Below are 13,700 nucleotides of genomic sequence, written 5' to 3'. Positions count from 1 at the left end.
CAACAGCACTATAAAGACGCTGTTTTAAATTGGTTAACGATCGAAAGTAGCATATTTGTTACGTACTCCAAGTTCATTTGATGAACAGTTACTGTGTAGCTTTCTGACTCTGAAGGCAGCTTCATTGCACACTCGCAGAGCACACTTGGAATCCCTTGCTTTGCAACCCATGCAGCCATCAACGGAGTATCATTGTCGTAAGATATCCGGCCTATGATTCCGCTGTCAGAGGGAACGTTATATGTTGACTGCCCTCTTCTGGTCATCTTACTAATAATGAACCTGCTTGCTGGATCAAATATCTGATTTTCAGGAATAACTTGATTGATATTAGACCAATAAGTTTCAGTCCAATCATACCCGCTTGAACCGTTCATATGAAAGTCAAGGAAACACATCGCATCTAAGTTGTTTGTGATTAGTGTTCTTATATACTGGCTTTCCACTTCACTGAAGGCTGATGCCCCTTTATAGTCATCCGTAGAAGCGCTCCAACGGTAATCGAAATTTCGATTCAAATCCACACCATTTGCATTTCGTCTTGTAACATTATTAAATCCATATGGATTAACAATAGGAACCACGACGAACTGCACATTAAACCTTAAATACTCTAATAATGGGCTGCTTCCCCAATTCGTATAAATCAGCTTCATAAGGTTTGCAATCGCATAAGTGGATGCTTTTTCGTCACCGTGTATGTTTGTTGCAATAATGATTTTCGGCAGGCTACGAGTATAAAATGACGAATAACTAGACCGTTGCTTTACTTCGCTGCCTTTAAATTGATACGAGTAAATCGGTAATCCGGTGCTATCGTTACCTAAGAATGATTTGCTAATATCATCAGGGTGTTCCGCTGCAAGGCCATCATATATGTTGTAAATTGCATCTATCGTGTTCCCGCTGCCGAAGCTACTGACAACAGGCGCTTCAAACCATCCGCTTATTGGTTCGGGACTAAAATAATAAGACTTTTCATTGTACGTTATACACATCTGTGCGGCTATACTAGCCAACTGACTTGTAACATTTGTTGTGTAATCCGTTGGGTATTTTCTTACAAGAATTTTATATTTATAGCCACTTTCCAGGTGAAGATCATTTCTTGTGTATGCATTGTTTTTAATATAGGTGCCATCCAGACTATATTGGAAATAGGCCCAGTGATAGTTTTCCTTATCTCTCAAATATACATTAACGATCTCTTTGCTTGAGATGCTAAAGTAGTCAACACTTCTAATACATCCAACATCTGTGTCTAAGTTAGTACCATTTGAAGTGCTGAGCGCTCCAATTTCGAATGAAGGTCTAATGAGTTTATCTGCCTTATATCTTAATGCAGACTGAGATACATCTACTTTCGGTGAAACGGCGTTATCGCCGATCTTCTCTTCCGTAATAGTCTTGTCCTTTAGATTTTTGGTACCAATGATTTGTCCGACAAATCCCTCATCCACTGTTACATAGTAAGGTTCAAAAGGTAAAATGGCATTGCCAGCATTGACTTGTGCTGTTGCAGCTTTGATATAGATTTTTTGCCCCATTACACGGATATATCTCGTACTGCTTCCTAATGTCTTAGTGGCTGAACAATCCCGTCTTGTGATAAATACTTTGTTCAAATCGTACTCCGCAAAATACAGGAACCCGTTCGCGTTGCCAACTGGATTGAACGACATATCAGAGTTAGGATTGACTGCAATAAAATCAGAAACGACATAGTCTGTATTAACCGTCTCTACCCCTGCACTGCTTATTGTTAAGTTTTGAGTACTCGTGTCGTGATTATACAGGTTGGTCGATATCTTAAAAAAGTTGGTTTTTGCAGGAGTAATGCTCCCGTTAGAGATGCCGGAAGTTTGATACATCCACCCCTGCAACCACGCTGATCCATTCCAGTTGTACACATATCCATCTGCTATATTTAACTTCGCTTGGTTCGATCCGGTTGGATATGCGGACTGAATAGCAGGTAGATCCTTAAATGCCTCCGGTGTACCATCAGATACAGATACAATCATGCTATAAACCTCTGATTTTTCTGCCTTTGTCGCAATGGTAGCAATGGTAGAAGTAAGGTCAGATTGATTTGCCTTTGTAGCCATCTGTTCAGAAGTTGCATTAAGTCGATATTGTAAAATTGGATATGAAACTCCAGTGATAGGGTCATGTCGAGCATCTACTATCTCGGCGTTACTATTACCCGCATTTGCAATTAGACCATCGAAACGTATATCTAAATCTTCTATTCGGTCTTTCGATTCACTTGTAATTTGATCGTGTTTATCTAGTTCTATTTTGATTTCCAAGAAGTTGTCATTGTGTTTCTGCAGATTCTCAGAATCCAAGTCTTTATTGATAATACGCGGTATGAAAGGCATGAAGTGCTCCCTCCTTAGTATAGGTACTTGTGTCTGAATATGAACTCGATCGTAAAGTCAGGGTTCGACGCTGTGCAGGTGATCGTTGAAACCCCCGGCTTCAACGATAAAAAAACGCCATTCGTTTGCGAATAGGCGTTCATATCATTGAGTTTGACGGTATACCGATCTCCGTTTAACAGAAGCGTGTCCGTTGCTTGCATGACGCCGCCGAATGTGAAGGTCTGTCCATCAACGGATAGCTCCAGCTGCTGTAGTGATCCGATTATTCGAATAAGCGGACGAACATCAATAGAGCCCTGATTCTCGATCTCAATCGTCTGCCCGCTGGTCGTAATGTGAAAGAAGGAATTATTGTATTCATAGCCTTGACCGAACTCAAGTCCTTGGTCGTATTCCCTCCGCTCTGTGTCTTGAAGCGATTCTGGAAATGGATCATGCATCTTCATTGGAATCGTTATATTGCCGTCGAATATGAGCTTTTCAATGGGCATCGTTCCGGCATATCGCATCCGGTACCGCCTTTTCGGCAGATCACTATATGTAACAATTAGATCCCCACGCTTAGCGTTGAATACCTGTGCGATCCGCGCCAGCTTTGCATGATAATCCAATGTCGAATCGTTTGCCATTACGACACATTCATGTGAAATGATTCGCGGGCCGTATTCCGACCCGAAATCAACCTCACCATCAACGCCCGCTATCGCGACACTGTAGTCCCGCGTTTCTGGCAGCACGGGGATATCGCGCCGTTTGATGCCAAGCCCTAGCTCGGAGAACGTCACAGATAGCCCGCTTCCTTCGATTCTGCCATCTATCATCGTTGCTTATCCCCCGCTCTCGATTGGATATTACGCATGTAGCTGTCTCGCTCGGACCAGAACACTGTGGCCGTTGACGCATCATCGATCGTTACGTCACCCGTCGACACCGTGTAATAGTTATGGTTGGTTACACTCTGCTGTGATGGCTTCTCGTATGTCGGCGTATCATAGCTCAATTGCGGCATCTGGAAGTTAAGCAGCCGCATCAAATTGCTTTGCTGGGAACCATTTAAGACGATCTCACCTGCATGTGCAATAACGGGTACCGCTTCGCCAGTCCTGCCCTGCACCTCTCCACCTTCGCTGAAGTGCTGCAGCTTGCCTGTGTCCGTTGTAATGCCATACTGCGCACGAAGCGCCGCATTACGCGCTGTCAGCCTTGCCATCTCAGCTGCGTCACCCTGAGCCTTCGCTTCCTCATAGGCATCCTTGTTGCTGTTGTACTCGGCCAAATCCTGATCTTCTTGCGACAATGACAAGCTGGACAATGTGCTCATCTTAGCTTGATAGCTCGCAATAAACGAATCGAGTTGATCCAAGATGGCTTCGTTCTTCTCGGACTCCTTCAGGATCTGCAACTGCTTAAGCGATTCAGCCTGTTCGGCAGTATCTGACGAGAAGGAATCGAAAGCGTCCAAAAGCTCCTGGTAGTGATCCTCTAATGCCTCGATCTGATCATCATATTCCTGCGTCTTCAGATCCTTCTCGTCCTCAAGCTGCTGCTTCTGGGCTTCAATTTCCCGCTTGTATAGCGTCCGCTGGCGATCGACCAGCATGTCCGCAATTTCTTCCTGCAGCTCACGACGCTCTTTTAATCCATCCGGGCCAACCGCTGACTCAAGTTCAGCAAGACGAGCCTGCTTCTTAGCTAGCTCCTTCTCGAAATCCTCATCCTCATTGGCTTCTTCCTCAGCGTCAAGCAATGCATCCAACGCCTCAATTTCAGCATCTTTCGCCGCAATGTACGCTTCTTTCTCAGCCTTGATTCGCTCAAGTTCAGCCTTTTGCAGCTTATCAATGATGGACTTCTGATTCGTTGCGAGCTTCTCCGCTGCCGTCTGCTCTTGCTCCATTAGCTCTTTTTTGAGCGCATAGACCTGCTCGTCCGCTTTCATCCGCTCTTCCGACCCTTTGACATAGCGCTGCTGGATTCGTTCCCATGCTTTCAGTTCCGCCTCAAGGCTTAACCGGCCCATTGCCTTCTCGTGTGCTAAGTAGGCTTCTGATTGGCTCATTGACTCCGTTAGTGCAGCCTTCTTCGCAGCATATACGAGCTCGTCCAGCTTCATTCGCTCTTCGGTACCGACCTTATATCGCGCCTGCAGCTTCTCCAGTATCGCAAGTTCTTCAGAAGCCGACACTTCTCGAATGGCCTTCTGATGAGACAGCCAATTCATCGAAGCATCATATGCTTCCTTCTCGGCATTTTGCTTCTTCTCTAAGATCTGCTGCTGAAGACTGTAGACTTGCTCGTCTGCTTTCTTTCGCCATTCGGTGCCTTGCGCATATTGCGACTGTATCCGTTGCCATGCCTGGAGCTCTTGTTCAAGCGTGAGCTGCCCCATCTTTTTGCGATGATCAATCCAATCTTGGGATGCCTCAAAAGCCTTGGCCTGCGGATCATCATTGGATGATGATGAAGATGAAGACTTATCCTTCGAACTGGAAGAGGAATCCGAACTTACACCATAGTTAGGATCGTTGTACAGCTTCGTTAGAGCTCCGATCCTCTGATCATACTCGTCCATCTTCTCAAAGTACTCGTCGTACACACTCGATATCGCATCTAACGCTGCATCTTCTTCAGCGACATACTGCTGGACAATCCCCTTAGTCGCTTCACTTACGCCAAACAATGAGCTGAACGGTGTGCTTGAATTGGCATTCATACTGCTTGCGAATGTTCCGTTCAAGCTTGACTCCAGCTTATTACGCTTATCCACTGCCTCATTCATCTTCGCCTTATAAGTCGCAAGGTCTTTGATTCCTTGCATTTCGATGCCGTATGCCTTCATCCGGTTTTGAGTCGCTGTGAGCGTGCTCAGCTCCGATGACTTCTCTGAATTCAGATCATCTATGGCTTTCTGGATCTTCGCCTTACGAAGCTCTTCAACCGCATCGGTTTCAAACGCCCAGCCGTCCGCTGTCTTGTAGATTTTGTCTGCAAGCTGCGGATATTGAATGATAAGGTCCGCTGCGTTCTCGGCATTCATGGACTGTGCTTTACGCAAGTCGCTGAGCACCTGGTTAAGCTGACTAACCGCGGAGCCATTGTTCTGAATCTGATCCTTCAGATCCGCAAGAGCCTCTTCTGCCTCTTCCGTGCTGTCCGTAGCCTTCCCATTCGAACCGGCCAGCTGATCGGCAGCGAGAGCCGCTTCCGCATACGATACATTCACATCTGCAAGTGATTCGATAAGCTTGTTATTCTCTGCGGTAAGGTCGCTAAGCTGGTCCGTAAGATCTTGGACCTTCTTTTCTTCAGCGGAAGTGTCCCCGCCTAGCCATACACTGCTGAAAATTTTGCGTGACCTCTCCAGTGACTCCGTTGCCTTTTGAAGCTCTTTCTGCTTCTTATCGATTGCCGCTTGCGTGTTCGACTGTTGTATCAGCAACTCATCTCGCTGATCTTCCAGTACGGCCTTGCTCGCTTCCTTCTTCGCGGCAATCAGACCATTTAGCGCATCTACCTGCTGGCGAACAGCCTGCTCCGTATATCCCGCCGCTTTTAGCTGTGCAGCACCTTCGGAGCCGAGAGTAATAACGAGTGCTTGAGAAACCTCATCGAGCTGCTTCTTCACCCTCGCGGCTTGATCTTCTGCAAGTGTGCCACTATCAAGCATCTGCTGATAGGAGTTATGCGCATTGACCAGCTTCGGCAGTAAATCAATCTGCCGCTGATACTGACTAACGAGCTGCTGGTTAACCGAATCCTCGTCTTTCAGCGCCTGAACCCGATCCCGCCGCGCCTTCTCGTCTGCTCCCATCGCAAAAGCCACGCCAGCAAAAGCTGCGCCAAGCAGCACGAGTCCGCCTGTAACAACCGTCATAACCGCTGCTTCAGCGGACATCGCTGCAGTCGCAGCCGTTGTTGCTCTTGCAACGTTCATCTGAGCTGCCGCTCCGGCCGTACTCGCCGCCGCCCGCTCCGTCTGTGCCACCGTCGAAGCAATCGTTGTCGTTGTATTGACCTCGTTGGCAGCCGTAGATGCTGCCGTTGCTGTCGCATCAGCTGTCTTCGCTGTCGTCAGCACACTAACAGCCGTCATAAGGTTAAGGACCGGAGCCTTCAATGCCTTATATGCGAGTAATGCCCCGCCAAGCGCGGCAGTCATTGCATAAACGCCTGTCGGTACCTTCGTAAGACCGATCATCAGCCGGTCGAGCGCATCCAGTACATCCTTGATACTTCTACGGAGCCCATCGTCGCCTGCTTGGTTGAATATCTCAAGCAACGATGTTTTGACCTGGCTAGCCTTGCGGGATATCGTATCCATCTGCACCTGCAGGTATTCCAGCGTAGCCCCTGATGATCCGATCGATGATGCGGTACCGAGCAAGATGTCGCCTGCATTGAGTGATGCCGCCAGCTTCGCATATTGATACACGCCGCGTGAAATAGCCGCATAAGACTCTGTTAGGTCATAGTTCTTGTTCGTCACTGCAATGGATAGATCAAGCAGAATGTCTTCAGCTTTACGCCATTGCTCCATTCCGTCTACCATTTGGGTTGTCGCAACGCCTAAACTCTCGATTTCCTTGACGGCTTTGTCCGTCCGAATCGTACCGAGTACGGTCTTCCACATGTTACCGAGGTTTTCGCCTGATAATGCCGTGTTTCGAACACCAGACGCGATCAGGCCGTTCATGAAGTCGAACGATACGCCTGTCTCCGATGCGATCTTACCCGTCCGCTGGAATGCAGCAGCCAAGTCCTTCGCCGGCGCCATCGTGTCATGCGCGACCTTCGACCAGCTATCGAGAACACGATTACCGATTACCATTGCATCGTTGGTGTTTTCAATCTGCACGCCATACTGCGACAGTACGGACTCCATGCCCTTCGTTGCGCTTTCGAGTGACACCATGTCTACAACAGATAGCTGTGTCGATTGGCGAACAAGCTCCTGCACGATACCAACGTCTTTATACATCCGGCCCCATAAGCGAGCGGATTCGGTCACATCACCGATCTGCGCACCAAGGTCATGCGCCGTCTGAATGAACTTCGTTGTCTCTTCATGCAGCCGCTGCGTGTTCACGACCATCTCATGCGTACCTTCGTTGAATGAGACAAAATAAGCCTCGTTCGTCTGCATATAGCCGGCCATATTCGACTCGATACCGACAAGCCCCTCCTTAATGGCTGCCTGCGCAACATGAATAGCCGAATAAAGCGCTTGATACACGGTTGCATGCATAACTGCGTTCTGGAACTTGTCGGCCAAACTGGTCGTATACACCGTATTTCCCGCTGCCTGCTGGTTAAGCCGGTTCAATCGAGCCTGGTGCGCGGCTGTCTGCTGTTCCAGCTTCGTTTGAGCCGTTCGAGTGATCTGCAGTTGACGATCAAGACGAGCCTGCACGAGTCGATCGGTATTTGCAGATGCATTCGCCCGATTTTGCAAAGTCTGCATTCGTGCCTGATGTTGCTTCTCTTGCTGCTCAATCGCCTGCTCACGCCTTAACACAATAGCTGCTTGCGCTCTCATCTTCTCATCGACTACCGTGTTAGTCTTGTTCATTGCGGCCGTCTTGGCGCTTATTAGCTCTGCCTGCGCACGCCGCTGAGCAACGAGTGCGTTCGACTCGTCCTGGATCTTCTTTTGCCGCTGCTCGGAACTCAGGGCCGTCTTGTCCATCGCCCGTGCCAAAGACACATATGTCTTCTCTGTAACGCTAATCTCAGCGTTCAGCTTCTTAAATGACTCTGCGTTTTGACGAGCACCACCGTCGACTACCTTGAATGCTGGTGTTAACTTCGAGGTGTCCAGCTTCAATCGGGCCCCGACCACGTCCCTATTATCGTCCACGTCTATCACCCCCCTCGATTGAAGTGTCCAAGAATCTGCCCGATAGCCGAGCGAGTCAGCTTCTTCGGTTCCTTCACTTCACCGCCGTGTAAGCGGATCTGCTCCTTCATTTCGTTCTCCATATCTTCTATGATCGCTGTGATCTCGTGCCAGTTATGGTCATACCACGGCTTCACGAGCTTCCGACGAGAAAGCCGCCCATACATCTCGGCCATCGTCATGGGCTTGCTTTCTCCTGAAGGCTCCTTACTCGGTGCCTTGCTTACCAAATAGAAATCGTTCGACCGCCGCTTCCACCAGCTCTGGAATGCAATCGTTCAGTTCCTCTCGTGTAATACCTTCAATCAGGATCATATTGAGGATTTCGAGCCACTTTTCAATGTCAGCATCCGGGTTTTCCTTATTCGTGAATACTAATGCGTACTTCAAGGTTTTCAAGCCGGATGTGTAAAGCTCGCCCACTTCTTTGATCTGCTTAACCGTACCCACACGGACCTGCTTCTTAATCTCTGTAGAAAACTGAACGATCGGTCCGATCCCCATAATAAGATCCAAGTCTTGTTGTTGCATTGTTTAGTCCTCCTCATATTTGTGTTGTAAGACAAGACAGGGAGAGCATTTACTCTCCCGCTCGTGATAATGAAAACAACTAGACCGTAATGATGTCGATTACTTTGCCATCACTGCGGTTCGCATCCAAAATTGCCAGCTCAAGCGAGTTGGCCGTTGCCGTTTTACGCTGCTGGTCAATGGCGAAGGTGCCAAGCAGCTGAGCTTTGTAAACGACGATAATGACGTCGAAGTATTCTCTTGTTTCATCATCCAGTGCTCGACCGTAAGCGACGAACTTGTACGATTTATTCCGTGTCGTTGTCGTAAGCGATGCCGATTGCGCCGTCGTAGAAGTATACGAACCGAATACCCGCACATCTTTGCCGACAAGCGATTCATCACCGAATGTAATAACGCCAGCCGCAACCGTATACTGCTCAGCTGTTGGTGCAGCTGCTACCCGCTCCAATTGCTTGCCAGCACTCTCATGGTCCTTGGAAACGACAACCACTCGCTCAGAATCTGCAACAAGAGTGGCTGCTCTCTCAAGTGTGATCGTTGATCCAGCCTTCACCGTGAGCGTTTCATAGAACGGCACCTCCATTGTTGCACCTGTAACAAGTGTCGCCCCTGTTGCTGCTACCAGCATATTAAAGTCGAGCTGTGCATTCTCCAGTTGGATGCCGGACTCCGCATCCTGCTCTGTCAAGTGAAACGCGTACTTACTCTGACCGCCATAGACCCTCGACTGCTTAGAATCAATGTTCAGGGTCAATTTGTTCAAACGCTCAAAGAATGCGTTAGGGTTATCATTCTCATCAAACAGCGCTGCGTTCGAAATATCATCTACAACCCATTGCTTGGTGGACATTTCTGGCATTTGTAGTTCCTCCCGTCAATAAAAAACGCCTATCCGTTTGAGATTTCGGATAAGCGTTTGTCGATTTCTTTAATGCGTTGATATTCATTGGTTTGTCTGTAGCCCTTCTCTGGAGCGTAAGTACCCCATAAGCCGATCTTCTTCGCAAGCTTGATCTTTTCTTGCTTCAGCTTGTCCGCTTCCGATGGCTTCGGCTGCTCCGCTGTGCTGCTTGCTTCTGTCTCATCCTGCTTCACTTGTCATCACCTCATTTCCGGACATAATCTACATCATAAATGGCCTTGTATCCTTTGATTCCAGTAATACCGGTCGCAAAGTCTGTATCATAGGCTAGATGGCAGCGGAATGAACGGAATGACTCATGCGCAATATACTCATCATGCAGCAGTTTGAAGGCACGATCTGCCATTACACGAGCATCAACACTTGTTTTGGCATAGCAGTCGATGCAGAACTTTCCCGCATAAACCATATGATTATGACCGAAGCGTCCTGGCATGATGTAGGTCTGGATCTGAGGCACATTCTCAGAGATGGTGACCGCGTCGGTTTCGATCCCTTTAATAAACCGCTTCGTCAGCAGTTCAGGCGGCGATCCGCGTTGTAGTCCCAGATAAGTTAGGATGAGCTCGTCTTGCTTCAGCACGCTATATACCGCGTCGATTAGCCCTTGACTCACTGCCTCACCTCATCTTGAAGTATTTGTGATACGGAAAATTGTCAATGACGCGCTGCAGCCCCTCTAAGATGCGCTTTCGATTCGCCTGCAGTGCGATACGAAGGAAGAATGTCGGAGGCGTCGGCCCAAAGCTCTTGTCGATATCGCCTCGTGCTGCCAACTCCTCCAAGTCAACGCCCGCATACGAGCCGCCCGATTGCTTTATGCTGCCGTCAATGCTCTTATATCGACCCTTGCCACGACCGACGACCACATGACTGCCGCTTGGCCTCAGAGCGTTCCAACTATCGCTGCTCATGTAGCGCACAAGCCCAGCGTTCTGACTCGAGTCGGCCATGAGCGATCCTTTACCGAACTGCTCAAGCCACGCCTGCCAATAGTCTGCTGTGATATGCATCGAGAACATGTCTGACGCAAGCGTCTCCAGGTGCTGCCGAATATGTTCGCGTACCTCGGGATAGTATCGGACATTGCCCTTGGCCGTCTCTGCCACAAGCTGTGACAGCTGAATAATCTCCGACAGCAGCGCATTACGTAAGTCCCGCGTTGCCGTTGAACTGTCATATCCAACATAGCCGTCACTCATCGCATATCCTCCGACAGCTGTACATGAAGCAGATTCGGGTACTTGATCCGATCCACAACATCGACCTGGTAAGCACGTCCTGCAAGCATGATTCGATCGGGGGAAATCAGCTCCGCATCCTTCGGCTCTTTCACGGGCACGCTCGTCTGCAATGTCAGTACATATTTCGTTGTTGGCAGCAGTCCTGGCTCATCTCGCAGCAGACTTGCCGAGACAAGCTGTGCGAAGGCTGGCACATCTTCCGACACAGTTACAAACTGCGGGCCTCCAATCGGATTGTCATTCCCGTCATATTCCTGCGTATGCCGCTGCAGATCCACCGCTACATTTGTCTTCAGCAAGGATGCACATAAATCCAGTTCAGTTGTATTACGAATCGTCAACACAAGGAATTGGTCATCTGTCTGAACGATGTCGCCCCGTTGAACAATTGAATCAGGTGCGAATAATCCGTTATAAACGTATTCCTTACCCATAACCGTCGTTCCCTTGGTTTCCCGTGAGAGGATAACAGCTTCTGCTTGTCCGTTGATCTGGCACGGAGTGTGCCGATGCGCGAACTGATGAAACATTAGCATCACCTCATCCTGTTCATAGCCTTCAATCGAGTAGGTCCAGATGCAGATATGACAGGAGGGCTATTCGTTCCCTCACCATTGATTGCTACAAGGCTAATTAACTCCATTGCTTCATCAAATAGACTAGCCGCCTTCTGCATCCAATTGACCGTATGCGTCTCTATCGAGAAGTCAAAATCTTTCTTTAGCTTTGTATATCTAGCAGCCATGGATGGCGCAAGCGTAGCCGCTACCATACATACAGCAGCGGCATACACAAAGTTGGCATCATCACCTGTCAGCTCGGTATAGAAAGGGATGCTGGCTATGACTTTAGCCTCCGAAATAGACAGTATGGACGGTGCATCGATAGTGGTGTTCGATAGGACATCTTCACCTACTCCAAGCCGCGCCCGCACTTCATCATGGTACGTGTCGCTCGTGAGAATCCTATTGACCATCAGTGCTACCGCCAGCATTAGCAATCGCTTGTTGAAGCTCTTCAAGATTCATTTTGGTGTACCCTGAAATGTGAAGCTTCTTTGCCACGGCCTTTAGTTCATCCAGTTCTCCCCTGTTGTCTTCTTCTTTGCTCCCACCTGCGCCATTAACCGTGTTGTCATCTGTCTGATTGTCATCTTCCACGATAACTGCTAATAGCTCACCAGTTGCAGCATTTCGGGTTTCCTTCTGAGCAATTTCAACAAGACCTGCAGGGGCATCAGTTACGATATCCCCTGCGTTATATGTCCCTACAGCATCGACCAATACTTTTACGATGACCATATGAACGCCTCCCTTACGCTACTGTGGCGAAAATATGCCAGTTCACATATTTCAGCTTTGGCAGCACCGTGGCTCCATTGATCACTTGCCATTGATCGGGATCGCCCTTGATCAGCTTCGGCAGTGCAAACTTGCCAATATGCCCCGTGAAAATATCTTCGTAGTTATTCGGGCTTGTTACCAGGTCCATCATGGTACCGGAGACGCCTTGTCCAAGAATAATGATGGCATTGTCCGGAATGAACGGATAGAAGATTCCCGCTTCGTCAATATAACCACCGTCATAAACCTCGTACTCCAGACCATTAATACTCTGACCGATGACTGTTGCCAATGTTTCAGAAGTAACAAGCTCTTTGCCGAGTGTTTGTTTGATCAAGTCCCGAATTTTCTCGTTTTGCTTAAGCAGTGAATCCACTTTCTTATTCGCTACAATTCGAACGGCTCTCGCACCGCTGCCTCTGAACTTCAGCGTCCACTCATCCAGGTCTTTCAACGGATCAGCTGTCGCCGTATTACTCCAAAGCACAGCAGCCGTAGGTTTGTTGCCTGCTGGCACGCCGTAATTAATGGTGAATGCCGGCTTCGTTTTTGTGGCTGGAATCGTAAGCGATCCCGTAAGTGATTGCCAACGCATCCACTCAAACCGTGTTTCCAGCCTCGTATTCAGGCCAATCATTCGATCAATCATATACTCTTCCGCCCAAAGCTGGTCGAGCTTATTCCCTGGCTTACGCAAAGTGGCCATCTTTTCGCGGTCAACGACCACTTTTTCACGCCATTCTTGGTTCGTGAATGACATATTCTTCACGACTGGCGGCGTGTGAATAGGTGATGGATCGTTTAGGCCAGTTGGAGGCGTCATGCCTGTGTCGTCATACGTGATGTCATATTCAATCGTCAGGCCGCGTTCTGGCTTCAGGTCAACGCCACCAGTTAATAGCTGCGCTCCCCGAAACGAATTGATATCCGTTCGAATATTTTGAACGACTTCTGTAAGAAACAATGGATCAAGTACATTAATAGCCATGTGATATATCCCCCTATTAAACGAAATAGCAAAGCTTAAGAGCTGTCTTGGCTGCTGCGTCGATACCCGTTAATTTGTCCTCTGTGAAGATGCCTGCAATCCATGCAGACGCGCCAATGTCAGTCTCAGTCGTATCGCGATCATTGTCTAAGATACAAACAGCTACCTGCGAACCGTCCGAAGCGTCAGCATCATAAGGAACATACTTCTGAGTGGCCGTAACCTTACCCAAGACCGTCCCTTTTTTGACAACGCCATTCCCTTGTGCGAGCAAGACGCCACCAGGCAGCTTGGCTTGCAAATCGGTCGAAGCCAACACTTCAATGAATTCTTGGGTATATACCGGACCCGGACCCGGCGCACCATAATACGGTCTGTTATTCATA

The 13,700-nt window shown here is 48.5% G+C and carries 14 protein-coding genes; all 14 read right to left on the bottom strand.

The window, feature by feature from the left end; translation table 11 throughout:
• Positions 1 to 8: 8 nt before the first annotated feature.
• The 14 genes from DFQ01_RS06255 to DFQ01_RS06190 all read right to left on the bottom strand — a co-directional run bounded on the left by DFQ01_RS06255 (position 9) and on the right by DFQ01_RS06190 (position 13,699).
• The gene (locus DFQ01_RS06255; RefSeq protein WP_110043019.1) at positions 9 to 2,384 is read right to left on the bottom strand and encodes a M14 family metallopeptidase; all 2,376 of its coding nucleotides are present in this window, start codon (positions 2,382 to 2,384) and stop codon (positions 9 to 11) included.
• 14 nt (positions 2,385 to 2,398) lie between these two features.
• The gene (locus tag DFQ01_RS06250; protein ID WP_110043018.1) at positions 2,399 to 3,208 is read right to left on the bottom strand and encodes a phage tail domain-containing protein; all 810 of its coding nucleotides are present in this window, start codon (positions 3,206 to 3,208) and stop codon (positions 2,399 to 2,401) included.
• Positions 3,205 to 8,244 (bottom strand): phage tail tape measure protein, encoded by a 5,040-nt coding sequence (locus DFQ01_RS06245; protein ID WP_110043017.1) that lies wholly within the window; start codon positions 8,242 to 8,244, stop codon positions 3,205 to 3,207. The genes DFQ01_RS06250 and DFQ01_RS06245 overlap by 4 nt, the downstream gene beginning before the upstream one ends.
• Positions 8,245 to 8,249: 5 nt before the next feature.
• Complete coding sequence (locus DFQ01_RS06240; protein ID WP_110043016.1) at positions 8,250 to 8,465, bottom strand: hypothetical protein; 216 nt, start codon at positions 8,463 to 8,465, stop codon at positions 8,250 to 8,252.
• Between the two features lie 25 nt (positions 8,466 to 8,490).
• Positions 8,491 to 8,814, bottom strand: coding sequence for a hypothetical protein (locus DFQ01_RS06235; protein ID WP_110043015.1), 324 nt, complete (start codon positions 8,812 to 8,814; stop codon positions 8,491 to 8,493).
• Between the two features lie 79 nt (positions 8,815 to 8,893).
• Complete coding sequence (locus tag DFQ01_RS06230; protein ID WP_110043014.1) at positions 8,894 to 9,676, bottom strand: hypothetical protein; 783 nt, start codon at positions 9,674 to 9,676, stop codon at positions 8,894 to 8,896.
• A 29-nt stretch (positions 9,677 to 9,705) separates the two neighbouring features.
• A complete protein-coding gene (locus DFQ01_RS06225; protein ID WP_110043013.1) occupies positions 9,706 to 9,912 on the bottom strand; it encodes a hypothetical protein in 207 nt (68 codons plus the stop codon).
• 11 nt (positions 9,913 to 9,923) lie between these two features.
• Positions 9,924 to 10,355, bottom strand: a complete 432-nt coding sequence (locus DFQ01_RS06220) for a hypothetical protein (protein WP_110043012.1) — start codon at positions 10,353 to 10,355, stop codon at positions 9,924 to 9,926.
• A gap of 4 nt (positions 10,356 to 10,359) precedes the next feature.
• Positions 10,360 to 10,941 (bottom strand): hypothetical protein, encoded by a 582-nt coding sequence (locus DFQ01_RS06215; protein ID WP_110043011.1) that lies wholly within the window; start codon positions 10,939 to 10,941, stop codon positions 10,360 to 10,362.
• Complete coding sequence (locus DFQ01_RS06210) at positions 10,938 to 11,513, bottom strand: hypothetical protein (protein ID WP_110043010.1); 576 nt, start codon at positions 11,511 to 11,513, stop codon at positions 10,938 to 10,940. Before DFQ01_RS06210 ends, DFQ01_RS06215 begins: the two co-directional genes overlap by 4 nt.
• Before the next feature lie 5 nt (positions 11,514 to 11,518).
• Positions 11,519 to 11,959 (bottom strand): hypothetical protein, encoded by a 441-nt coding sequence (locus DFQ01_RS06205; RefSeq protein ID WP_110043009.1) that lies wholly within the window; start codon positions 11,957 to 11,959, stop codon positions 11,519 to 11,521.
• Positions 11,949 to 12,284, bottom strand: coding sequence for a hypothetical protein (locus DFQ01_RS06200; protein WP_110043008.1), 336 nt, complete (start codon positions 12,282 to 12,284; stop codon positions 11,949 to 11,951). The genes DFQ01_RS06205 and DFQ01_RS06200 overlap by 11 nt, the downstream gene beginning before the upstream one ends.
• Before the next feature lie 13 nt (positions 12,285 to 12,297).
• A complete protein-coding gene (locus DFQ01_RS06195) occupies positions 12,298 to 13,314 on the bottom strand; it encodes a major capsid protein (RefSeq protein ID WP_110043007.1) in 1,017 nt (338 codons plus the stop codon).
• Between the two features lie 16 nt (positions 13,315 to 13,330).
• The gene (locus tag DFQ01_RS06190) at positions 13,331 to 13,699 is read right to left on the bottom strand and encodes a head decoration protein (RefSeq protein WP_110043276.1); all 369 of its coding nucleotides are present in this window, start codon (positions 13,697 to 13,699) and stop codon (positions 13,331 to 13,333) included.
• Position 13,700 lies beyond the last annotated feature (1 nt).

The sequence above is a fragment of the Paenibacillus cellulosilyticus genome (assembly GCF_003182255.1).
In the GTDB taxonomy this organism is placed as follows: Bacteria; Bacillota; Bacilli; order Paenibacillales; family Paenibacillaceae; genus Paenibacillus_T; species Paenibacillus_T cellulosilyticus.
This window is presented reverse-complemented; position numbering and strand designations above follow the sequence as displayed.

What these genes read in the sequence shown, in the direction of transcription:
- DFQ01_RS06255 (WP_110043019.1), bottom strand. Translation starts at nt 2,384, where the DNA reads ATGCCTTTCATACCGCGTATTATCAATAAAGACTTGGATTCTGAGAAT.
- DFQ01_RS06250 (WP_110043018.1), bottom strand. Translation starts at nt 3,208, where the DNA reads ATGATAGATGGCAGAATCGAAGGAAGCGGGCTATCTGTGACGTTCTCC.
- DFQ01_RS06240 (WP_110043016.1), bottom strand. Translation starts at nt 8,465, where the DNA reads ATGACGATGGCCGAGATGTATGGGCGGCTTTCTCGTCGGAAGCTCGTG.
- DFQ01_RS06235 (WP_110043015.1), bottom strand. Translation starts at nt 8,814, where the DNA reads ATGCAACAACAAGACTTGGATCTTATTATGGGGATCGGACCGATCGTT.
- DFQ01_RS06230 (WP_110043014.1), bottom strand. Translation starts at nt 9,676, where the DNA reads ATGCCAGAAATGTCCACCAAGCAATGGGTTGTAGATGATATTTCGAAC.
- DFQ01_RS06215 (WP_110043011.1), bottom strand. Translation starts at nt 10,941, where the DNA reads ATGAGTGACGGCTATGTTGGATATGACAGTTCAACGGCAACGCGGGAC.
- DFQ01_RS06210 (WP_110043010.1), bottom strand. Translation starts at nt 11,513, where the DNA reads ATGTTTCATCAGTTCGCGCATCGGCACACTCCGTGCCAGATCAACGGA.
- DFQ01_RS06205 (WP_110043009.1), bottom strand. Translation starts at nt 11,959, where the DNA reads ATGGTCAATAGGATTCTCACGAGCGACACGTACCATGATGAAGTGCGG.
- DFQ01_RS06200 (WP_110043008.1), bottom strand. Translation starts at nt 12,284, where the DNA reads ATGGTCATCGTAAAAGTATTGGTCGATGCTGTAGGGACATATAACGCA.
- DFQ01_RS06195 (WP_110043007.1), bottom strand. Translation starts at nt 13,314, where the DNA reads ATGGCTATTAATGTACTTGATCCATTGTTTCTTACAGAAGTCGTTCAA.
- DFQ01_RS06190 (WP_110043276.1), bottom strand. Translation starts at nt 13,699, where the DNA reads ATGAATAACAGACCGTATTATGGTGCGCCGGGTCCGGGTCCGGTATAT.